Raw genomic sequence first — 25,519 nt, 5'->3', positions numbered from 1 at the left:
GGTAGTCCTCCTGGCCGCTCAATAGGCGATGCGAATGTCGTTGAAGTCGTGATCTCGCTCGGTTTCCGGCGACTGGCCTTCATCGAACAGCAGACGATGAATGCGCCGCGCCGATTCCTGAAACGCCACGCCACCGAGGCTGTGCAGATCGTATTGATGGCTGTGCACCTCGGCGCGCACCCGGCCCGGATGGGGCGACAACAGCAGGATGCGGTTGCCCACCACCAGCGCCTCTTCAATCGAGTGGGTAACGAACAACAATGTGAAACGCACCTCTTCCCAGAGCAGCAGCAATTCTTCCTGCATCTTGCGCCGGGTCAGCGCATCGAGCGCGGCGAACGGTTCGTCCATCAAGAGGATTTTCGGCTGCATCGCCAACGCCCGGGCAATCGCCACCCGCGCCTTCATGCCGCCGGACAAAGTGTGCGGATAGGCATCGGCGAACGCCTCCAGACCCACTTTTTCCAGATAGTGCAACGCGCGTTCTTCGGCTTCTTTTTTCTTAAGGGTCCGCGATGCAAGCAGCGGAAACATCACGTTCTGTTTGACGGTTTTCCACGGTGGCAGTTGGTCGAATTCCTGAAACACCACGATCCGGTCCGGCCCCGGTGCGTCGACGCGCTGGCCTTGCAGGCGGATTTCGCCCTCGCACGGTTGGATGAAGCCGGCCACCGCTTTGAGCAAGGTGGATTTACCGCAACCGGACGGGCCGAGCAGCACGTAACGATCGGCCGGATCGATTTCAAAACTGACCTGGTAGGTGGCGCGCACCACACGTTGCGGCGTGCGGTATTCGAGGCTGACGTGATCGACCGCCAGCAACGCGTCGCTGCCGGCGATCGGGTTGCTGGCCGCGTGGCCTGGCAAGGGAGCGTTCATGGTTTGATCAATCTCCGGCGAATCAGAAAGGCGCGTCGCCCTGAATGGTCGTGCGATACAGCTTGCGACGCAGGTGCGCGGGGCAGCCGGCGGCGAGATGGATCAGTGAACGGTTGTCCCAGAACACCAGGTCGTGGGGCTGCCACTGATGGCGGTAGATGTTTTGCGGCAGCACGCTGTGGGCGTAGAGCTCAGTCAGCAATTGCTGGCTCTCGTCCTCGGGCAGGCCGACGATGCGCGTGGTGAAACCTTCGCTGACGAACAACGCCTTGCGGCCGTTTTCCGGGTGCGTACGCACCACCGGGTGCACCACTTCCGCGACCTGAGCCAGTTGCACCGGGGTCAGGGTCGGGCGCCAGTTGCCTTCGAATTTGGTCTCGCTGTAACGCGCCGTGTAGGAGTGCGCGGCAAAGCGGCCTTCGACCGCTTTGCGCAACGCTTCGGGCAAGTTGTCCCAGGCTTTGTGCATGTCGGCGAACAGCGTGTCGCCGCCCTCCTCTGGCAGCTCCTGTGCGTGGAGCATCGAGCCGAGGCTTGGCAGCGCTTTATAGGAGAGGTCGGAGTGCCAGAACTTGCCGGCATCACCGAGACCGATGTTCTGGCCGTTTTCGATGATGTTGGAAACGATAAGGATTTCCGGGTGGTCGGCCAGCAGAAACTGCTTGAGCACATGGATCTGCAACACACCGAAGCGGCGGCTGAAGTCGATTTGCTGTTGCGGGGTGATTTGCTGGTCGCGGAACACCACGACGTGGTGATCCAGGTGCGCGCGATGAATGCGCGCAAAGTCCTGATCATTGATCGGCCGGGTGAGGTCAAGGCCAATGATCTCGGCGCCGACGGCACCGCTGAACGGGCGAATTTCGAAGGTTTGCGCCGCGGCGGTCGCGGCGCTCGGGGTAACAGTAGCTGCGGACATCTTTCCATCTCCCACGCACGGCGCGCTCACGGTCGCGCTCGTCGATCAGACACTCACGCTGGATTGCGTGTTGGTTCAGGTCGTGCGGCGCGCCGATTGGTCGGCAGGTACGCAGGGAGATGACTTTATAGCTATAAGAACTGGAGATTAAATACCGTTATTGAATAACGATATGGCGAATGGTGAGGAATGGACGGGATGGTGAGTGACGGTTTTTGTCACTTACTGACAGATGCAGCGATCCGACTGACGCCTTCGCGAGCAAGCTCGCTCCCACATTAGTTATTTGTCGAACACAAAATCTGTGACCACAGAAGATCCAATGTGGGAGCGAGCTTGCTCGCGAAGAGGCCGGCAGCAGCGCTGAAGATCTAGCGCTCGTGCAACGCCTCAGCCCGCGCGCGAATGATCGGCTTGAGCAGATAACTCAACACCGACTTCTTGCCTGTAATGATGTCTACCGACGCAACCATCCCCGGAATGATCAGCAAAGGCTTCTCGTCCGTGCCCAAATGGCTGCGCTCAGTGCGCACCTTGATGATGTAGTAGGTGGTTTTCTTGTCTTCGTCAGTGATGGTGTCGGCACCGATCTGCTCAAGCTTGGCTTTGAGCCCGCCGTAGATGGTGTAGTCGTACGCAGTGAATTTCACGATCGCTTCCTGTCCCGGATGCAGAAAGGCAATGTCCTGCGGACGGATCTTCGCTTCGACCAGCAAGGTGTCGTCCAGCGGTACGATTTCGACCATGTCGCTGCCCGGCTGAATCACGCCGCCGATGGTGTTGACCAGCAGCTTGTTGACGATGCCGCGCACTGGCGAAGTCACCAGCGTCCGGCTGACGCGGTCTTCCAGTGCCTTGCCGGTCGCGCTGGCCTTGTTCAGGTCGGTGCGCGCCTCATTAAGCTGGGTCAGCGCTTCGCTGCGGAATTTGCCGCGCGTCTCGTCGATCTTGCGCTGCACTTCCTTGATCGCCGATTCGGCACGCGGAATCGCCAGCGTCGTCGCATCCAGCTGGCCGCGGGTTTCCACCTCGGCACGCTTCAAACGCAAGACTTCCACCGGGGACACCGCGCCCTGGGCGACCAGCGGCTCGGACATGTTGATTTCCTGACGCTGCAAGCCGAGTTGCTGACGGTACTGCGCTTGCTTGGAGCCGAACTCACGCAGCTCTTGCTGACGCTGGATCAACTGCTCCTGCAAACCGCCAATCTCGTCGTGCAGTTGCTGGCGGCGGCTGATGTACAGCGATTCTTCGCTTTTTGCCTGTCCCGGCACGGCTTTGAGCACGTCCTCAGGGAAATTCAGCGGACGATCATCGACTTCGGCGCTCAGACGTTCCACGCGCAGCAGCATCGACAGGCGATCGGCCTCGGTTTCGCCGACGTTGGAGGCAAATCGCGTGTCGTCGAGGCGAATCAGCGGGGCGCCGGCTTCGACGATCTGGCCTTCCTTGACGAACAGTTCGGAGATGATCCCGCCTTCGAGGTTCTGGATTTTCTGAATCTTCGACGACGGAATCGCCTTGCCGTCGCCCTTGGTCACTTCGTCGATCACGGCGAAGTTGGCCCACAGCAGCAGGAAGATGAAGAAGCCGATGATCGCCCAGATGGTCAGGCGCACGACGCGCGGGGCGTCTTCGATCAGCGCCTTGTTAACCTCCGGCAGCGGCTGGCCCTGCAGCGATGCCGAGCCTTTGAAGTAGCGACGGATCGAATCCTTGAAACCCGACTTAAGCAACACTGATCTGCCCCTTCTTCAACGCTTCCATCACGGCGGCTTTCGGGCCATCGGCGAGAATTTGTCCACGGTCGATCACCAGCAGACGATCGACCAGCGACAACAGTGAAGCCCGGTGCGTCACCAGCACCACGGTCTTGTTTTCAATCACGGCCGCAAGGCGTTGTTTGAGGCGCTCTTCACCGGTGTTATCCATGGCGCTGGTCGGCTCGTCCATCAACAGGATCGGCGGATTGAGCAACAGCGCCCGGGCCAGCGCGACGTTTTGTCGTTGGCCACCGGAGAGGTTCTGCCCGCGCTCGCCGACTTGCAGCTCATAACCTTGCGGATGCAGACGGGCGAATTCGTGGACGCCAGCCAATTCGGCGGCTTGCAGGACGAGTTCGTCTTCTACATAACGTGCACCGGAAACCAGGTTGTCACGCAGGGTGCCGGCCAGCAGTTGGATGTCTTGCGGCACGTAGCCAATGTTGTAGCGCAGTTCGCTGACGTCGATCTGGCGGATATCCACACCGTCGACCAGCAGCGCGCCATCGTCCGGCTGATACAGGCCGACGAGCAATTTCGCCAGTGAACTCTTGCCCGAGCCGCTGCGGCCGATGATGCCGATCTTCTCGCCGGGACGGATCACCAGATTGATGTTCTTCAACGCCGGGTTCTGTTGCTCCGGGTAAGTGAAGTTGAGCTGGCGGCACTCGATGGCACCCTGCAAAACCTTGCGGCTCAGCGGGCGCTCTTCGAAGTTGCGCTCTTGCGGCAGCTCCATCATCTGGTCGACCGAAGTCATGGTTACCCGTGCCTGCTGATAACGGGTCAGCAGACCGGAAAGCGACGCCAGCGGGCTGAGGGCGCGGCCACTGAGCATGTAGCAGGCAATCAGACCGCCCATGCTCAGGTTGCCGGCGATGATCTGGTAGACGCCGAAGACGATCATGATCACCCCGGCCAGTTGCTGGATCAGCAAGGTGATGTTCATCGCCAGACCGGAGAGCATTTTCACCCGCAGCTCGAGGCGGCTGAGGGTGCCGATGGTCTGTTCCCACTGGTACTGGCGTTCGCTTTCGGCATTGTTGACCTTCACCGCGTCGAGGCCGGCGAGGGTTTCGATCAGGCTGGATTGGCGCTCGGCGCCGAGGGCCATGGTGCGTTCCATGGTGGCCACCAGCGGCTTCTGCAACGCATAGCCGATCAGCAGGGCAATCGGGAACGCCAACACAGGGATCCACACCAGATGCCCGCCGAGAATGGCGATCACAATAAAGATGAGGATGGTGAACGGCAGATCGATCAGGCTGGTCAGCGTCAGCGAAGCGAGGAAGTCGCGCAGGCTCTGAAACTCATGGATGTTCTGCGCAAAGCTGCCGACCCGTGCCGGACGGTACTTCATGGCCATGCCGACGATGCGTTCGAACAGCGTCGCGGAGATGATCAGGTCGGTTTTCTTCCCGGCCAGGTCCAGGCACAGGGCGCGCAGACTCTTGAGGACCAGGTCGAAGATGTAGGCGCCAGTGATGCCCAGCGCCAGCACCCAGAGGGTTGCTTCGGCCTGGTTCGGCACGACGCGGTCGTAGACGTTCATCACGAACAGCGGCGCGGCCATGGCGATGATGTTGATCAGGAAACTCGCGGCGATGGCATCAGCGTACAGCCAGCGCGAACGCTTGAGGGTGTCGCGGAACCACGAGCGTGCACGCGGAATCAGCGTGCCGTGGTTGACGTCGAATTTGTGTTGCGGCTGAGCGAAGAAGACTTTGCCGGTGTAATCGTCGGCGAGCAGTTCGCGGCTGACGATGGACTCGCCGCCGTCGGTTTCGCTGAGCAGGACTCGTGCTTCATTGTCGCCCTGCCAGCCGAGCAGGACGGCGCTGCGGCCATCCTTGAGCAGCAGCAAGGCCGGCATGGCGATCGCCGGAATTTCTTCCAGTTTGCGCTGCAGCACCCGACCTTGCAGGCCGGCGCGAGCCGCCGCACGGGGCAGCAGCTCGACACTCAAGCGTTGTTTGGGCAGCGGCAGGCCGGTGGTCAGCATCGCGGCGCTGGCGGGCTTCTGGTGCAGCATGCAAAGGGCGAGCAGACCGTCCAGTAACGGATCGTCGTGCAACGCGCGTGGATCATGACTGAGATGAACTCGACTGACTTCTGATTCCACGCTCGACACTCTTTGACAGTTGAAAAGGGATAACTCAATTCATCCCAGGCAGCTGGACCTTGGGCTTCACGTCGTTCTGCACAACGGATGCCAACGGTGCGACCACTCCCTGGCTTCTGAGCAACTCGCCCATGGTCGCCTTGATTCGGTACTGAGTAAATAACTGAATGTTTTTGATTTCAGCCAGACGCCGCGAAGCGGTGAACAACTCGTTTTCGCTGTCGAGCAAATCGAGCAGGGTTCGCTCGCCGAGGCTGAACTGACGCTGGTAAGCGGTGCGCACCGAGGTGCTGTGGTCGACGTATTGCTGAGCGATCGGCACTTGTGCGTTGGCATTATTCAAGGCGTTCCAGGCCAGACCCAGCTCTTCGTTCAACTGACGCAAGGCGTTGTTGCGGATGTCCAGCGCCTGATTCGACAGGTACGACTTGGATTCCAGATCGGCCTTGTTGCTGCCACCGGAATAGAGGTTGAAGCGCATGCGCAGCATCGCCTGCCACTCGTTGTTGTGGCCGTTCTGGCCATCGAGATCGTTGTCAGCGGTGCGACCCAGTTCGGCGTCGAAACGTGGGTAGAAGGTCGACTTGGCGGTTTCGTACTGCTTCTCGGCAGCGGCGATGTCGGACTCGGCCGAGCGCAGGATCGGGCTGTTTTCCAGCATCTGCTGGCGCGCTTCATTGAGGTTGGCCGGCATCATCGCTATGAACGGCGTCGGACGCTCCAGTTGATCGGGCATCTGGCCGACGGCGCTGAGGAAGTTGGTTTCCGAGTCAGCGAGGTTGGTCTGCTCGGTGATCAGGTTGTTGCGGGCCTGAGCCATCCGCGCTTCGGCCTGATCGAGGTCGGCACCGCTGCCGACACCGCGCTGGGTGCGCAACTGGATCTGGTCATAGATGCGCTGGTGGCTCTTGAGGTTGTCTTCGGCCAGACGCACGAATTCGCGGCGGGTCAGCACGTCCAGGTAAACCTGGGCGACGGTCAGCGCGGTGCGCTCGGAAGTGCCGAGCAAGGAGTAAGCGCGGGAGTTAACGGTGGCTTGTTGACGCCCGACTTCGCTGGACGTTGCAAAACCGTCAAAGACCATTTGCGAGAGACGTAAACTTGACTCACTGCGGTTCAGGGTTTCGTAGTGGTTGCCGCCGGAGTTGGCGCGGGTGGTGACGCTGTCGGTGCCTTCACGGCCATAACCGCCGAGCAGATCGACCTTCGGCAGGTATCCACCTTTAGCCGCTCTTAATTGATAATCCGCAGCCAAACGACTGTTGACCCCTGCCTGGATTTCCGGATGGACATCCAGTGCCTGCTGCATGGCTTCTGGTAAGGATTGTGCTTGTACAAAAGAGGCAGCGAGAGCGAAGGGTACGGCGAAAAGCAGGGGCGAACGCATGGTAGGAATTTCCCAGAACTTCTTGTCTTGAATCACAGCAAAACGTGGCGCTGCGTCGGATGATGGCAACCAGATTGACCGTATGTCGGAAAGTTCAAAACAGGAACTGGATCACACGCTAAAGGACAGGTCGCCGCGGAAATATCAATGTGACATTAGTGGGGCGATTGTTTAGGATGGCACCCATAAGGTCAATAGTTTGGCATAAAGTTAATAGCGAAAGAATATAGCCAAAATATTGACGAATAGACGCGTCAAACTTGTTTCGCAAATTTTTAAAGTACGTCCAGACTGAATCGGCGCCCATGCCATCAGGTCCATGGAAGTCAACTGAACGTGACACCCGGAGAGTCTTCAATGAGCAGTGTTGTTGCCATCGTCAAAAGCATTGTCGGTCAGGTATTCGTGGTGTCCCCAGAGGGCGTGCGTCGCGTACTCGTTGAAGGCGATCGCCTGTTTGTCGGCGACCAGATCGATACCGGTCTGTCTGGCGCTGTGTCGCTTGAATTGGCCGATGGCCGCACACTGGACCTGGGCCGCGAAACCCAGTGGAGCGCCAACGCACCCGACTCCAGCACTGACCTGGCCGAAGCCACCGCGCAGGCTGCGCCGTCGGTAGCAGAACTGCAGCAAGCCATCGCCGCCGGTGTCGACCCGACTACCGCGCTTGACGCCACTGCTGCAGGACCGAGCGCCGCAGGCACGGGCGGTGCCGCCGGTGGCGGTCACAGCTTCGTGATGCTCGACGCCACCGCTGGTCGCGTTGACCCGACCATTGGCTTCCCGACCGCAGGCATCAACGCTGCCGGTCAATCTGCGCAGAACATTACTGGCGGCCAGGCCACTGACACCACTACCAACGCCCTGCGTGATTCGACCCTGAGCCTCAGCGCCACGCCGACCATCACCGAAGCCGGCGGCGTGCTGGTGTACACCGCGACCCTGACTCAGGCGCCGCTGACCGACCTGACCATCACCCTGTCCAACGGCTCGGTGATTGTGATTCCGGCCGGATCCACCACTGGCACGGTCAACGTGCCGCTGGCGCCGAACGACACTGTTTATAACGACCCGACCCAGATCGACGTGACCGTCACCGGCACCACCGGCGGCAACGGCATCACCGTCACGCCGCCGACCACCCCGGCCACGACGCAGGTCACCGACACCATCGACACCACCACCGTCACCCTGACGGCCGGGCCGAGTGTCACCGAAGGTGGCCAGATCACTTACACCGCGACCCTGACCAACCCGGCGCAAACCCCGGTGACCGTCACCCTGTCGAACGGTTCGACCATCACCATCGGCGCCGGGCAGACCACCGGCACCGTCAACGTGCCGACCCCGGCCAATGACGTTTACAACAACGGCAGCACCGTCACCACCACCATCACCGATGCTACCGGCGGCAACTTCGAAAACCTGGTGCCGAACCTGACGCCAGCGGTGACCACCATCACCGACTCGATTGACACCACCAATCTGACCCTGACTGCCACTGGCACAGTGGTCGAAGGTGGCCAGATCACCTATACCGCGACCCTGACCAACCCGGCGCAAACCCCGGTGACCGTGACCCTGTCGAACGGTTCGACCATCACCATTGAAGCTGGCCAGACCACGGGCACAGTCAATGTGCCGACGGCGGCCAATGACGTTTACAACAATGGCGGCACCGTCAGCACCACCATTACCGGCGCTAGCGGCGGCAACTTTGAAAGCCTGGTGCCAAACACAACGCCAGCAACCACCACCGTTACCGACTCGATCGACACCACCAGCGTGAGCCTTACCGCCACCGGCACCGTCGTCGAAGGTGGCCAGATCACTTACACCGCGACGCTGACCAACGCAGCGCAAACCCCGGTGACGATCACCCTGTCGAACGGCTCGACCATCACCATCGAAGCCGGCAAAACCACCGGCAGCGTCAATGTGCCGACCGCGGCCAACGACGTTTACAACAATGGCAGCACCGTCAGCACCACAATTACCGGGACCACCGGTGGCAACTTCGAAAACCTGGTGCCGAATACGACGCCAGCGACCACCACCATTACCGATTCGATCGACGACACCAATCTGTCGCTGTCAGCGACCGGGAGCGTAGCCGAAGGCGGTTCGATCGTTTACACCGCGACCCTGACCAATCCGGCGGGCACTCCAGTAACCGTGACGCTTTCCAACGGTTCGGTAATCACCATCGAAGCGGGCAAAACCACTGGCACCGTGACCGTTCCGGCGCCTGCGGATGATGTCTATAAAGACGCCGGCAAAGTCGAAGTCACCATCAAGGATGCGACTGGCGGCAACTTCGAGAATCTGGTGCCGAGCACTGTCCCGGCCGTGACCGAAGTGACCGACACGATCGACACCTCGACCGTGAAGCTGACGGCCGACACCTCGGTTGCTGAAGGTGGCACCGTCACTTACACCGCCACCGTTGGCGCACCGGTCACTGGCTCGCCAGTCGTGGTAACCCTGGCCAACGGCCAGAGCATCACCATCGAAGTCGGCAAAACCACCGGCACCGTGACCACCACCGCGCCGAACGATGCGTTGACCGGCAATGCACCGCTGACCAACTCGATCACCGGTGTTTCCGGCGGCAATTACGAAGATCTGGTGGCCGACAAGACCCCGGTTTCGACCAGCGTTACCGATGTTTCCGACACCACCAACCTGTCGCTGAGTGCGACCGGTTCTGTGGCTGAGGGTGGCCAGATCACCTACACCGCGACCCTGACCAACGCCGCAGGCTCGCCGGTCACTGTGACCCTGTCGAACGGTTCGGTGATCACCATCGAAGCCGGCAAAACCACCGGCACTGTGACCGTCGCGGCACCTGCCGATGACGTCTATAAAGACGCCGGCAAAGTCGAAGTGACCATCAAGGACGCCACTGGCGGCAACTTCGAGAACCTGGTGCCAAGCACCGTTCCAGCCGTCACCGACGTCACTGACACCATCGACACCTCGACGGTCAAACTGACCGCCACCGAGACGGCCGCTGAAGGTGGCACCGTCACCTACACAGCCACTGTTGGCGCACCAGTGACCGGTTCGCCAGTGATCGTGACTTTGGCCAACGGTCAGAACATCACCATCGAAGTCGGCAAAACCACTGGCACCGTGACCACTACTGCACCGAATGACGCGTTGACCGGCCATGCACCGATCACCAACGCGATCACGGGCGTGAGCGGCGGTAATTACGAAGATCTGGTGGCTGACAAAACCCCGGTCAGCACCACTGTCACGGACACCACCGACACCACCGACCTGACGCTGAGCGCGACCGGCACAGTGGCTGAAGGCGGCCAGATCACTTATACCGCCACCCTGACCAACGCCGCGGGCTCGCCTGTTACCGTGACCCTGTCGAACGGTTCGGTAATCACCATCGAGGCCGGCAAAACCACCGGCACTGTGACCGTCGCGGCACCTGCCGATGACGTCTACAAAGACGCCGGCAAAGTCGAAGTGACCATCAGGGACGCCACTGGCGGCAACTTCGAGAACCTGGTGCCAAGCACCGTTCCAGCCGTCACCGACGTCACTGACACCATCGACACCTCGACGGTCAAACTGACCGCCACCGAGACGGCCGCTGAAGGTGGCACCGTCACCTACACCGCTACGGTGGGTGCGCCGGTCACCGGTTCGCCAGTCGTGGTGACTTTGGCCAATGGTCAGAACATCACCATCGAAGTCGGCAAAACCACCGGCACCGTGACCACCACCGCGCCAAACGACGCGCTGAATGGTCATGCACCACTGACCAACTCGATTACCGGCGTAACGGGCGGCAACTACGAAAACCTGGTTGCCGACAAGACTCCAGTCAGCACCACCGTGACTGACACCACCGACACCACCAACCTGACCCTCAGCGCCACCGGCACCGTGGCTGAAGGCGGCTCGATCGTTTACACCGCGACCCTGACCCATCCGGCGGGCACCCCGGTAACCGTGACCCTGTCAAACGGCTCGGTAATCACCATCGAAGCGGGCAAGACCACTGGCACGGTGACCGTTGCGGCCCCAGCCGATGACGTCTACAAAGACGCCGGCAAAGTCGAAGTCACTATCAAAGACGCGGCTGGCGGCAACTTCGAAAATCTGGTGCCAAGCACCGTTCCAGCCGTGACCGACGTCACTGACACCATCGACACTTCGACGGTCAAACTGACCGCCACCGAGACCGCCGCTGAAGGTGGCACCGTCACCTACACCGCCACCGTCGGCGCGCCAGTCACCGGTTCGCCTGTGGTCGTGACTTTGGCCAATGGCCAGAACATCACCATCGAAGTCGGCAAAACCAGCGGCACCGTGACCACCACCGCACCGAACGACGTACTGACCGGCCATGCCCCGCTGACCAACTCGATCACCAACGTCAGCGGCGGTAACTACGAAAATCTGGTCGCCGACAAAACCCCGGTCAGCACCACCGTGACCGACACCGTCGACACCACCACTGTTTCGCTGACCGCCACCGGCAACGTCAACGAAGGCGGTTCGATCGTCTACACCGCGACGCTGACCAATCCGGCCGGCACCCCGGTGACCGTGACCCTGAGCAACGGTTCGACCATCACCATCGACGCAGGCAAGACCACCGGCACCGTGACCGTCCCAGCACCGGCCGATGACGTCTACAAAGACGCCGGCAAACTCGAAGTGACCATCAAGGAAACCTCGGGCGGCAATTTTGAAAACCTGGTGGCCAACCCAACGCCAGCGGTGACCAACGTTGCCGACACCATCAACACCACACACCTGACCCTCAGCGCTGAAAGCTATGTGCTCGAAGGCACCTCGATCACGTACACCGCGACCCTGACCAACGCTGCGCAAACGCCGGTGACCGTCAACCTGAGCAACGGCCAGACCATCACCATCGAGGCTGGCAAAACCAGCGGTTCGGTGACCATCGCCGCGCCGAGCGATGACGTCTACAAAGACGTCAGCAAGCTCACCGTGACCATGACCGATGCCACTGGCGGCAACTTCGAGAAACTCGACGTCAGCAAAACGCCGGTCAGCACCACCGTCAATGACACCATCGACAAAACCACGCTGACCCTCAGCGCCAGCGACACCGTCAGCGAAGGTGGCCAGATCACCTACACCGCGACCCTGAGCAATCCGGCCGGCACCGCCATGACCGTGACCCTGGCCAACGGCGCAGTGATCAACATCGCTGCAGGCGCCACCAGCGGCTCGGTGAATTTCGCCGCGCCTGCGAACACGCCGTACATCGATGGCAGCAAGGTACAGACCGCGATCGCCAGTCACAGCGGCGGCAACTTCGAACAGGTCGATGCCAACCGTTCCGCCGTCGTCACCCAAGTGACCGACACCGTCGACACCACCAACATCAGCCTCAGCGCCACCCCTTCGGTCGCCGAGGGCGGCTCGATCGTCTACACCGCGACCCTGACCAACGCTGCTGGCACGGCCATGACCGTGACCCTGAGCAACGGCGCAGTGATCAACATCGCCAAAGGCGCGACCACCGGCACCGCGACCGTCGCAGCACCGGCCGATGACGTGTACAAGGACGCTGGCAAAGTCGATGCGAGCATCACCAAGACCACTGGCGGCAACTTCGAGAACCTGGTGGTCGACAAGACCCCGGCGGTCACCGACGTGACCGACACCATCGATAACAGCACCGTTTCCCTGACCGCGACGGCTAGCACCGTTGAAGGCGGCGTGGTGGTTTACACCGCGTCCGTAACCGCTCCAGTCACCGGCGCGCCGGTTGTCGTGACCCTGTCCAACGGCCAGACCATCACCATTGCGGTCGGCGCCAGCAGCGGCAGCGTCAACTTCACCGCGCCGAACGATGCCCTGGCCGGCGGCAACACGCTGAGCGTGAAAATCGACGGCGCCAGCGGCGGCAATTACGAAAACCTCGTGGCCGACAAAACCCCGGCCGTGACCTCGGTGAGCGATACCGTCGACACCACCAACCTGACGCTCAGCGCGACGGGTTCTGTGGCTGAAGGCGGTTCGATTGTTTACACCGCAACGCTGACCAACCCGGCTGGCACGCCAGTCACCGTTACATTGAGCAACGGTTCGGTGATCACCATCGACGCTGGTAAAACTATCGGTACCGTGACCGTCGCAGCGCCTGCCGATGACGTCTACAAGGACGCCGGCAAAGTCGAAGTCACCATCAAGGATGCAACGGGCGGCAACTTCGAGAACCTCGTTCCGAGCACCACGCCAGCCGTGACCGACGTTACTGACACCATCGATACCTCGACCGTCAAACTGACGGCCGACACTACTGTGGCTGAAGGCGGCACTGTTACTTACACCGCTACAGTCGGCGCGCCGGTCACCGGCTCGCCAGTCGTCGTGACTCTGGCCAACGGCCAGAGCATCACCATCGAAGTCGGCAAGACCACCGGCACCGTGACCACCACCGCGCCGAACGACGCGCTGAACGGCCAAGCCTCGCTGGGCAACTCGATCACCAACGTTTCCGGCGGCAACTACGAAAACCTCGTGGCCGACAAGACTCCGGTTTCGACCACGGTCACTGACACCGTCGATACCACCGATCTATCCCTCAGCGCGACCAATTCGGTCGCCGAGGGCGGTTCGATCATTTACACCGCGACGCTGACCAACCCGGCCGGCACGCCGGTCACCGTGACCTTGTCGAACGGTGCGGTGATCACCATCGAAGCGGGCAAAACCACTGGTACCGTCACCGTCGCCGCGCCTGCCGATGACGTTTACAAAGACGCTGGCAAGGTCGAAGTGACGATCAAGGACGCTACCGGCGGCAACTTCGAGAATCTGGTGCCAAGCACCGTTCCAGCCGTCACCGACGTCACAGACACCATCGACACCTCGACGGTCAAACTGACCGCCACCGAATCTGCGGCTGAAGGTGGCACCGTCACTTACACCGCCACTGTCGGCGCACCAGTCAACGGCTCGCCTGTCGTCGTGACCTTGGCGAACGGCCAAAACATCACCATCGAAATCGGCAAAACCACCGGCACCGTTACCACCACCGCACCGAATGATGCGTTGAACGGCCACACGCCGCTGACCAACGCAATCACTGATGTAAGCGGCGGTAACTACGAGAACCTGGTCGCCGACAAGACGCCGGTTTCGACCACCGTCACCGACACCGTCGACACCACCAACCTGTCGCTTTCCGCGACTGGCACCGTGGCTGAAGGCGGTTCGATTGTTTACACCGCGACCCTGACCAACCCGGCGGGCACGCCAGTTACCGTGACACTGAGCAATGGTTCGGTGATTACCATCGAAGCGGGTAAGACCACTGGCACCGTGACCGTCGCTGCACCGGCCGATGACGTCTATAAAGACGCCGGCAAAGTCGAAGTCACCATCAAGGATGCGACTGGCGGCAACTTCGAGAACTTGGTGCCGAGCACCACGCCAGCCGTTACCGATGTGACTGACACCATCGACACTTCGACCGTCAAACTGACTGCGACCGAATCCGCCGCTGAAGGTGGCACCGTCACCTACACCGCCACCGTTGGCGCGCCAGTGACGGGTTCGCCTGTCGTCGTGACATTGGCCAACGGTCAGAACATCACCATCGAAGTCGGCAAAACCACCGGCACCGTGACCACCACCGCGCCGAACGATGCGCTCACCGGCCATGCGCCGCTGACCAACTCGATCACCGACGTTTCCGGCGGCAACTACGAAAACCTCGTCGCCGATAAAACCCCGGTCAGCACCACCGTGACCGACACCACCGACACCACCAATCTGTCGCTGACCGCGACTGGCACTGTGGACGAAGGCGGCCAGATCACCTACACCGCGACCTTGACCAACGCCGCGGGCTCGCCAGTCACCGTGACCCTGAGCAACGGATCGGTAATCACCATCAAGGCTGGCGAAACCACCGGCACCGTGACCGTCGACGCGCCGAAAGATGACGTCTACAAAGACGCCGGCACTGTTGAAGCGACCATCAAAGGCGCAACCGGTGGCGATTTTGAAAACCTCGTCACCAGCACTGCCCCGGCCGTCACCACCGTCAACGACACCATCGACACCTCCACCGTGTCGCTGACCGCCACCGCCAACGTCGCCGAAGGCGAAACCGTGGTCTACACCGCGACCGTGACCGCACCCGTGACGGGTTCACCGGTTGTCGTGACCCTGTCCAACGGTCAGACCATCACCATCGCCGTCGGTGAAACCACCGGCACGGTGAACTTCGTTGCGCCAAACAGCCCTCTGGCCGGCGGTAGCTCGCTGAGCGTGACCATCGACGGCGCCACCGGCGGCAACTACGAAAAACTGGCGGTCGACGGCAAGTCCGCCGACACCGCGGTTTCGGACACCACCGACACCACCAACCTGAACCTGACCGCGACCGATTCGGTGGCTGAAGGCGGTTCGATCGTTTATACCGCGACGCTGACCAACCCGGCTGGCACGCCGGTAACCGTGACGCTGTCGAACGGTTCGGTGATCACCATCGAAGCCGGTAAAACCACCGGCACCGTAACCGTCGCGGCTCCAGCCGACGACGTCTACAAAGACGCCGGCAAAGTCGAAGTGACGATCAAGGATGCAACGGGCGGCAACTTCGAGAATCTGGTGCCGAGCACCGTGCCGGCCGTGACCAACGTCACCGACACCATCGACACCACCACCGTCAAACTCACCGCGACCGAGTCGGCGGCGGAGGGCGGCACTGTTACTTACACCGCGACGGTGGGCGCGCCAGTGACCGGTGCTCCGGTGACCGTGACCTTGGCCAACGGCCAGAACATCACCATCGAAGTGGGCAAAACCACCGGCACCGTGACCACCACCGCACCGAACGATGCGTTGACCGGTCACGCGCCTGTGACCAACTCGATCACCGGCGTCACTGGCGGCAACTACGAAAACCTCGTGGCCGACAAGACCCCGGTTTCGACCAACGTGACCGACACCGTCGACACCACCAATCTGTCGCTGACCGCGACCGGTTCCGTGGCCGAAGGTGGCTCTATTGTTTACACCGCGACCCTGACCAACCCGGCCGGCACCCCGGTGACCGTGACCCTTTCCAACGGTTCGGTCATCACTATCGAAGCGGGTAAAACCACCGGCACCGTGACCGTCGCGGCGCCAGCCGATGACGTCTACAAGGACGCCGGTAAAGTTGAAGTGACCATCAAGGACGCCACGGGCGGCAACTTCGAGAACCTCGTTCCGAGCACCACGCCTGCGGTAACTGACGTCTCTGACACCATCGATACCTCGACGGTCAAACTGACCGCCACCGAGTCTGCCGCTGAGGGCGGCACCGTCACTTACACCGCCACCGTCGGCGCGCCGGTGACCGGTTCGCCAGTCGTGGTGACCTTGGCCAACGGCCAGAACATCACCATCGAAGTCGGCAAAACCACCGGCACCGTGACCACCATTGCACCGAACGATGCGTTGACCGGTCATGCGCCACTGACCAACGCCATCACTGGCATCAGCGGCGGCAATTACGAAAACCTCGTTGCCGACAAAACGCCGGTCAGCACCAACGTGACCGACACCGTCGACACCACCAACCTGTCGCTGACCGCGACCGGCTCCGTGGCCGAGGGTGGTTCGATCATCTACACCGCGACCCTGACCAATGCCGCTGGCTCGCCAGTGACCGTGACGTTAAGCAATGGCGCGGTGATCACCATCGAAGCCGGCAAAACCACGGGCACCGTGTCTGTTCCAGCGCCAGTCGATGACGTCTACAAGGACGCGGGCAAAGTCGAAGCAACCATTTCGACTGCTACTGGCGGCAACTTCGAAAGCCTGGTGCCGAGCACTGTTCCTGCGGTGACTCAGATCACCGATACCATCGACACGTCGACCGTGAAACTGACGGCCGATACCTCGGTGGCTGAAGGCGGTACCGTCACCTATACCGCTACCGTGGGCGCACCAGTCACCGGTTCACCGGTTGTCGTGACCCTGGCCAACGGTCAACACATCACCATCGAAGTCGGCAAAACCACCGGCACCGTAACCTTCACTGCACCAAACGATGCGTTGACCGGTCACGCGCCTGTGACCAACTCGATCACCGGCGTCACTGGCGGCAACTACGAAAACCTCGTGGCCGACAAGACCCCGGTTTCGACCAACGTCACTGACACCGTCGACACCACCAACCTGTCGCTGTCCGCAACTGGCACCGTTGCCGAAGGTGGCCAGATCACCTACACCGCGACCCTGACCAACGCTGCCGGCTCTCCCGTCACCGTGACCCTGAGCAATGGCGCGGTAATCACTATCGAGGCCGGCAAAACCACCGGCACCGTGACCGTTGCAGCCCCTGCCGACGACGTCTACAAGGACGCCGGCAAAGTCGAAGTGACGATCAAGGACGCCACGGGCGGCAACTTCGAGAACCTCGTTCCGAGCACCACGCCTGCGGTCACCGACGTTACCGATACGATCGACACCTCGACGGTCAAACTCACCGCCGATACGTCGGTTGCTGAAGGCGGTACGGTCACTTACACCGCCACCGTTGGCGCGCCAGTAACCGGTTCGCCGGTCACCGTGACTTTGGCCAACGGTCAAAACATCACCATCGAAGTCGGCAAAACCACCGGTACCGTTACTACCACCGCACCGAACGACGCGTTGACTGGTCATGCGCCGATTACCAACGCGATTACCGGTGTTACCGGCGGCAACTACGAAAACCTCGTGGCTGACAAAACGCCGGTCAGCACCACTGTGACCGACACCGTCGACACCACCAACCTGTCGCTGTCCGCGACCGGTTCTGTGGCCGAGGGCGGTTCGATTGTTTACACCGCGACGCTGACTAACGCCGCTGGCTCGCCAGTCACCGTAACGTTGAGCAACGGCGCCGTGATCACCATCGAGGCCGGTAAAACCACCGGCACCGTAACCGTCGCAGCTCCGGCCGACGACGTTTACAAAGACGCTGGCAAAGTCGAAGCGACCATTTCGACCGCCACCGGTGGCAACTTCGAGAGCCTGGTGCCGAGCACCATTCCGGCCGTCACTAATGTGACCGACACCATCGATACCACGACCGTCAAACTGACCGCCACCGAATCGGCTGCTGAAGGTGGCACCGTCACCTACACCGCCACTATTGGTGCTCCGGTCACCGGTTCCCCAGTCACCGTGACGCTGGCCAACGGTCAGACCATCACCATTGGTGTTGGCCAGACCACTGGGACCGCGACCACCACTGCGCCAAACGACGCATTGACTGGCCACGCACCACTGACCAACGCCATCACCAACGTCAGCGGCGGCAACTACGAAAACCTCGTGGCCGACAAGACGCCGGTCAGCACCACTGTGACCGACACGGTCGACACCACTAACTTGTCGCTGAGCGCGACCGGCTCGGTCGCTGAAGGCGGCTCGATCGTCTACACCGCGACGCTGACCAACGCCGCTGGTTCGCCAGTGACCGTAACGTTGAGCAACGGCGCCGTCATCACCATCGAAGCCGGAAAAACCACGGGCACCGTAACCGTCGCAGCACCTGCCGATGACGTTTACAAAGACGCCGGCAAAGTCGAAGCGACCATTTCGACCGCCACCGGTGGCAACTTCGAAAATCTGGTACCAAGCACCGTACCTGCTGTGACCAACGTCACCGACACCATCGACACCACCACCGTGAAACTGACGGCCACCGCGACGGCGGCCGAAGGCGGCAACGTCGTCTACACCGCCACTGTTGGTGCTCCGGTCACCGGTTCCCCAGTCACCGTGACGCTGGCCAACGGTCAGACCATCACCATCGGTGTTGGCCAGACCACTGGCACCGCGACCACCACCGCGCCGAATGACGCGTTGACCGGTCACGCGCCGCTGACCAACTCGATCACCAACGTGACTGGCGGCAACTACGAAAATCTCGTCGCCGACAAAACCCCGGTCAGCACCACCGTGACCGACACCGTCGACACCACCAACCTGACGCTGTCCGCGACCGGCACCGTGGCCGAAGGTGGTCAGATCACCTACACCGCGACCCTGACCAACGCCGCTGGCTCGCCAGTCACGGTCACCCTGAGCAATGGCTCGGTGATCACCATCGATGCGGGTAAAACCACCGGTACCGTGACCGTCCCGGCTCCGGTCGATGACGTCTACAAAGACGCCGGCAACGTGCAGGCAAGCATCACCGGAACCAGCGGTGGCGGCTTCGAAAACCTGGTGCCAAGCACGACGCCGGCTGTGACCAGCGTCACCGACACCATCGACACCACCACGGTGAAACTGACGGCAACGGCCACTGCTGCTGAAGGCGGCAATGTCGTCTACACCGCGACTGTCGGTGCTCCAGTGACCGGCTCGCCTGTCGTCGTAACTCTGGCCAACGGTCAGACCATCACCATTGGTATCGGCCAGACCACGGGCACCGCAACCGCCACTGCGCCCAACGACGCACTGACTGGCCACGCCCCGCTGACCAACTCGATCACCAACGTGACTGGCGGCAACTACGAAAACCTCGTGGCTGACAAAACGCCGGTCAGCACCACTGTGACCGACACCATCGACACCACCAACCTGTCGCTGTCTGCGACTGGCACCGTGGCCGAAGGTGGCCAGATCACTTACACCGCAACCCTGACCAACGCCGCTGGCTCACCAGTGACCGTGACCCTGTCGAACGGCGCCGTAATCACCATCGATGCGGGTAAAACCACCGGCACCGTGACCGTTCCAGCACCGGCCGATGACGTCTACAAAGACGCCGGCACCGTGCAAGCGACTATCAGCACCGCCACCGGTGGCAACTTCGAAAACCTGGTGCCGAGTACGACTCCGGCCATCACCAGCGTCACCGATACCATCGACACCACCACCGTGAAGCTGACGGCCACCGCCACTGCCGCTGAAGGCGGTAATGTCGTCTACACCGCGACTGTCGGCGCGCCAGTGACGGGCTCGCCAGTCGTGGTAACCCTGTCGAACGGGCAGACCATCACCATTGGTGTTGGCCAGACCACGGGCACCGCAACCGCCACTGCGCCCAACGACGCACTGACTGGCCACGCACCGCTGACCAACTCGATCACCAACGTGACTGGCGGCAACTACGAAAACCTCGTGGCCGACAAAACGCCGGTCAGCACGAACGTGACCGACACTGTCGACACCACCAACCTGTCGCTGACGGCGACCGGCACCGTGGCCGAAGGCGGCTCGATCGTCTACACCGCGACCTTGACCAACGCTGCCGGCTCACCAGTGACCGTGACCCTGTCGAACGGCGCCGTAATCACCATCGATGCGGGTAAAACCACCGGTACCGTGACCGTCCCGGCTCCGGCTGACGACGTCTACAAAGACGCCGGCACCGTGCAGGCAACGATCAGCACCGCCACCGGTGGCAACTTCGAAAACCTGGTGCCGAGCACGACGCCGGCCATCACCAGCGTCACCGACACCATCGACACCACCAGCGTGAAGTTGACGGCAACGGCTACAGCGGCCGAAGGCGGCAACGTCGTCTACACCGCCACTGTTGGTGCTCCGGTCACCGGTTCCCCAGTCACCGTGACGCTGGCCAACGGTCAGACCATCACCATCGGTGTTGGCCAGACCACTGGCACCGCGACCACCACCGCGCCGAATGACGCGTTGACCGGTCACGCGCCGCTGACCAACTCGATCACCAATGTGACTGGCGGCAACTACGAAAATCTCGTCGCCGACAAAACCCCGGTCAGCACCACCGTGACCGACACCGTCGACACCACCAACCTGACGCTGTCCGCGACCGGCACCGTGGCCGAAGGTGGTCAGATCACCTACACCGCGACCCTGACCAACGCCGCTGGCTCGCCAGTCACGGTCACCCTGAGCAATGGCTCGGTAATCACCATCGATGCGGGTAAAACCACGGGCACCGTGACTGTTCCCGCCCCGGCTGACGACGTCTACAAAGACGCCGGCACCGTGCAGGCCACGATCAGCACCGCCACCGGTGGCAACTTCGAAAACCTGGTGCCAAGCACGACGCCGGCTGTGACCAGCGTCACCGACACCATCGACACCACCACCGTGAAACTGACCGCCACCGGTACAGCGGCTGAAGGCGGCAACGTCGTCTACACCGCCACGGTTGGCGCACCAGTAACCGGTTCGCCAGTCGTAGTGAGCCTGGCCAACGGTCAAACCATCACCATCGGCGTCGGCCAGACCACTGGCACCGCGACCACCACTGCGCCGAACGACGCATTGACCGGCCACGCCCCGCTGACCAACTCGATCACCAACGTGACTGGCGGCAACTACGAAAATCTCGTCGCCGACAAAACCCCGGTCAGCACCACCGTGACCGACACCGTCGACACCACCAACCTGACGCTGTCCGCGACCGGCACCGTGGCCGAAGGTGGTCAGATCACCTACACCGCGACCCTGACCAACGCCGCTGGCTCGCCAGTCATGGTCACCCTGAGCAATGGCTCGGTGATCACCATCGATGCGGGTAAAACCACCGGTACCGTGACCGTCCCGGCTCCGGTCGATGACGTCTACAAAGACGCCGGCAACGTGCAGGCAAGCATCACCGGAACCAGCGGTGGCGGCTTCGAAAATCTGGTGACCAGCAATACACCAGCCGTTACGAGCGTCACCGATACGATCGACACCACCACTGTCAGCATCACCGGCAGCAGCTCGGTGACCGAAGGCCAGACCGCCAGCTACACGGTCAGCCTGAACCACCCGGCGCAAACCGAAGTGACCCTGAAAATCGTCTACAGCGGCACCGCCGCCGACGGTTCGGACTTCACCGGCGTGTACACCGTGAAGATTCCGGCAGGCGCGAGCAGCGCGCAGTTCAACGTCGCCACCATCGATGACAAGATCACCGAAGGCACCGAGAACTTCGTGGTCAAGATCGATTCGGCCACCGGCGGCAACTTCGAAAACCTCGCGGTCAGCAGCACCAATGGCAGCGTCAGCACCTCGATCATCGACAACGATGCGCCGCCGGTCATCGACCTCGATGCCAACAACTCCAGCGGCGCCACCGGTGCCGACTACAAGGTGACCTTCACCGAAAACACTCCGGGCGCGGGCGTGTCGATTGCCGACACCGATATCAAGATCACCGACCCGGACAGCACCATGCTGACCGGCGCCACTGTAGTGCTGACCAACCGTCAGGACGGCGATGCGCTGAACCTGGGCAACAGCGTCAACGGCATCACGATCAATGCCAACAGCACCAACGGCACCGTGACCCTGACCTTGTCGGGCAACGCGACGCTGGCCGACTACATGCAGGCGATCAAGAACATCAGCTTCACCAACAGCAGTGACGACCCGAGCACCGTGCCGCGGATCATCACCGTGACCGTGACCGATGGCGGCAATTATTCGAACACCGCGACTACCACGGTCAACGTGGTCGCGATCAACGATGCCCCGGTTGCTGCACCGGTCAACGTCACCGGCACTGAAGACACACCACTGATCCTCGGTTGGTCGACCTTCGGTGTAACTGACGTCGACAGTCCGGCCAGCAGCCTCGGGGTGAAAATCACCCAGCTGCCGGGCGAAGGCAAACTGCAGTACCTGGACGGCTCGACCTGGAAAGACGTCGCCAACAACCAGACCTTCAGCAAAGCCGATATCGACGCGGGCAAGCTGCGCTTCCTGCCAGACACCAATGAATCGGGTGTGAACGGTTACGGCGGCACTGGCCTGGGCAACAACCAGGCGGACTACGCACAAATCAAGTTCCAGCCAACCGACGGCCAGCTGCTGGGTAACACCGGCACCGTGAAGATCGACATCACGCCAGTGGCCGACGCACCGACTGTGAGCGTCGCCGACAACAGCGTGAAGTCGACCGGCCTGATCAAGGAAGTCTGGACCGGTCTGTCGGGTCTGGGCACCAACGGCAATGGCGCGGATTCGACCACGTTGAAAAATGTGATCGACGGCGCTGGCACACCGAACACCAGCACTAACGTGAACAACGTGCAGTCTGACGGCAGCGTGACCGCAGGCACGGCGTCGAAGACTTCCGGCCTGATCTATCTGGAAGCCGGCAAGACTTACACCTTCAGCGGTATCGGCGATGACAGCCTGTTGGTGACCATCGGTGGCAAGAACGTGGCCTCGACCACGTGGGGCGCGGGCGGCAACCTCAACGGTTCGTTCACCCCGACCACCAGCGGCTATTACACCCTGGACATCTACCACCACAACCAGAGTGGCCCGGGCAGCTATGACGTAAACCTGTCGGTCAACGGCAGCACGCCGATCGACCTGAGCACCACCGGCGTACCGATCTACACCGGCGTACAGGATCTGGTGAATTCGGGCGTGACTGTCTCCGATCTGCACGGCACTAACGGCGAAGGCTATTACGACGGCTACAAACTCAACACCGGCGCCGAAGGCACCACGGTGAAACTGTCGGCAATCACCACCGCGCTGACGGACACCGATGGTTCGGAAACCCTGAGCGTGAAGATCAGCGGCGCGCCAGTCGGCTCGGTGCTCAGCGATGGTGCGGGTCATACCTTCACCGTCACCGCCAGCAGCGGCGACGCCAACGTCACCGGCTGGAACCTCGGCAGCCTGACCGTAACGCCACCGCCGTACTACAACGGCCAGTTCAATCTGACCGTGACCTCGACCTCCACCGAGATGGTCGGCGGCTCGGCCAGCAGCACTGCGACCATTCCGGTCACTGTGGTTCCGGCGGTCTATAACGCCGTGGTGGCGACCTCGGGCGACGACACCTTCAGCGGCACCGATGGCAACGACATTATGGTCGCCGACATCGGTGGTCTGACCGTTGTCCCGGGCACCAACTACAACATCGCGTTCATGGTCGACAGCTCCGGCAGTATGAGCAGCTCGTCGATCAACGCGGCCAAGGACTCGCTGACGTCGGTGTTCAACACCCTCAAGCAGAGCCTGGGCGGCAGCAACTCGGGCACGGTGAACATCTTCCTCGTCGACTTCGATACTCAGGTCAACAAGTCGGTGTCGGTGAACCTCAACGACCCGAACGCGCTGACGCAGCTCAAAGCGGTACTGGACTCGATGGCTTCCGGCGGCGGTACCAACTATGAGGACGTGTTCAAGACCACGGCCAACTGGTTCCAGAGCGCCGACGCTGTGGCCAACACCGGGGCGAAAAACCTCACGTACTTCATCACCGACGGCCAGCCGACCTACTACCAGAGCGGCGAGCAGACCAACCCGACGCTGTACGGCAGCGTGAAGTTCGACAGCGTGGTGACCACCAGCAACTACAAGCTGGGCGACACCTTCAGCACCTATATCGACAACACGCATTACCTGAGCATCAACGCCAGCGGTTTTGCTCAGTTGCAGACCTACACGGCACGTTATGGCTGGAGCACCACCAATCTGGGCAACGTTCACGCGCAGGGCGACGGCACTTACGAGTTGTCGAGTCTGGCCGGTAGCGGCAGCAGCACCACCTCGACCACCACCGACAACTCGACCAGCAGCTTCGCGTTGCTCAGTGGCCTGTCGAACGTTGAAGCCATCGGCCTGAACAGCGGCGTCAGCCTCAATGACCTGAAACCGTACGACTCGGACAAAACCCCGCAGACCAACATTGATCCGAAGGATCTGGCCAACTCGATCATCGGCCACACCGAAGCGACGCTGCCGGGCAACGACACCGTCAGCGGTGGCGACGGCAATGACATCCTGTTCGGCGATCTGGTGAGCTTCAACGGCATTGCCGGTGAGGGTTATCAGGCGATGCAGGCGTTCGTCGCGCAGCAAACCGGCGTTGACGTCAGCAAAGTCACCACCAGCAACGTGCACCAATACATCACCGAGCACTATCAGGCGTTCGATGTCTCCGGCGCGCATGACGGTAATGACACGCTTCTGGGCGGCGCGGGCAATGACATCCTGTTCGGCTCGGGCGGCAATGACCTGCTCGATGGCGGCAAAGGCAATGACATCCTGCTCGGCGGCACCGGCAACGACACGCTGATCGGCGGTCAGGGCAACGACATCCTCATCGGCGGTTCGGGTGCCGACACCTTCGTCTGGAAGGCGGGCGACACCGGCAACGACGTGATCAAGGACTTCAAGGCCGCCGACGGTGACCGTATCGATCTGCGCGATCTGTTGCAGGGCGAGACCGGCAGCACCATCGACAACTTCCTGAAGATCACCACGGTCGACGGCACGTCGTCGCTGCAAGTCAGCTCGGCGGGCAAATTCAATTCGGGCGACGCCGCTGCGGCAACCCCGGACGTGACGATCAAACTGGAAGGCAACAACTGGTCGAGCGCCAACATTCACAACCTGATTGCCGGCAGCGACCCGACCATCAAAGTCGACCACAACAACAGCTGATACGTGAACAGAACGGCTGCCCCAATGGGGCGGCCGTCACGTTTGTGCTGACC

Annotated in this window: 6 protein-coding genes; 1 reads left to right on the top strand and 5 read right to left on the bottom strand. The window is 61.5% G+C overall.

The genetic code is table 11. From position 1 onward, the window contains the following. Positions 1 to 18: 18 nt before the first annotated feature. From ACZ0A4_RS24870 to ACZ0A4_RS24850, 5 genes are all read right to left on the bottom strand, one after another. A complete protein-coding gene (locus ACZ0A4_RS24870) occupies positions 19 to 879 on the bottom strand; it encodes an ABC transporter ATP-binding protein (protein WP_463576688.1) in 861 nt (286 codons plus the stop codon). 22 nt (positions 880 to 901) lie between these two features. Continuing rightward, positions 902 to 1,798: a TauD/TfdA dioxygenase family protein gene (locus ACZ0A4_RS24865; RefSeq protein ID WP_463576687.1), complete on the bottom strand. Its 897-nt coding sequence runs from the start codon at positions 1,796 to 1,798 to the stop codon at positions 902 to 904. Positions 1,799 to 2,169: 371 nt separating this feature from the next. Then, the gene (locus tag ACZ0A4_RS24860; protein WP_034151794.1) at positions 2,170 to 3,537 is read right to left on the bottom strand and encodes an HlyD family type I secretion periplasmic adaptor subunit; all 1,368 of its coding nucleotides are present in this window, start codon (positions 3,535 to 3,537) and stop codon (positions 2,170 to 2,172) included. Beyond that, complete coding sequence (locus ACZ0A4_RS24855; RefSeq protein WP_463576686.1) at positions 3,527 to 5,683, bottom strand: type I secretion system permease/ATPase; 2,157 nt, start codon at positions 5,681 to 5,683, stop codon at positions 3,527 to 3,529. The genes ACZ0A4_RS24860 and ACZ0A4_RS24855 overlap by 11 nt, the downstream gene beginning before the upstream one ends. A gap of 34 nt (positions 5,684 to 5,717) precedes the next feature. Continuing rightward, positions 5,718 to 7,070 carry a TolC family outer membrane protein gene (locus ACZ0A4_RS24850; protein WP_463576685.1) on the bottom strand — a complete coding sequence of 451 codons (1,353 nt, stop codon included), beginning with the start codon at positions 7,068 to 7,070 and terminating at the stop codon, positions 5,718 to 5,720. Positions 7,071 to 7,427: 357 nt separating this feature from the next. On the opposite strand from ACZ0A4_RS24850, the gene ACZ0A4_RS24845 reads away from it, so the two are divergent. Beyond that, a complete protein-coding gene (locus ACZ0A4_RS24845) occupies positions 7,428 to 25,466 on the top strand; it encodes a LapA family giant adhesin (protein ID WP_463576684.1) in 18,039 nt (6,012 codons plus the stop codon). Positions 25,467 to 25,519: the final 53 nt, after the last annotated feature.

It is taken from the genome of Pseudomonas sp. AC172 (assembly GCF_979258595.1).
The sequence above is the reverse complement of the archived record's forward strand: the minus strand, read 5'-3'. Positions and strand labels throughout refer to the sequence as shown.

Bases quoted from the DNA above. Each gene is read 5' to 3' on its own strand.
- ACZ0A4_RS24865 (WP_463576687.1), bottom strand. From the start codon at position 1,798: ATGTCCGCAGCTACTGTTACCCCGAGCGCCGCGACCGCCGCGGCGCAA.
- ACZ0A4_RS24845 (WP_463576684.1), top strand. From the start codon at position 7,428: ATGAGCAGTGTTGTTGCCATCGTCAAAAGCATTGTCGGTCAGGTATTC.
- ACZ0A4_RS24870 (WP_463576688.1), bottom strand. From the start codon at position 879: ATGAACGCTCCCTTGCCAGGCCACGCGGCCAGCAACCCGATCGCCGGC.
- ACZ0A4_RS24850 (WP_463576685.1), bottom strand. From the start codon at position 7,070: ATGCGTTCGCCCCTGCTTTTCGCCGTACCCTTCGCTCTCGCTGCCTCT.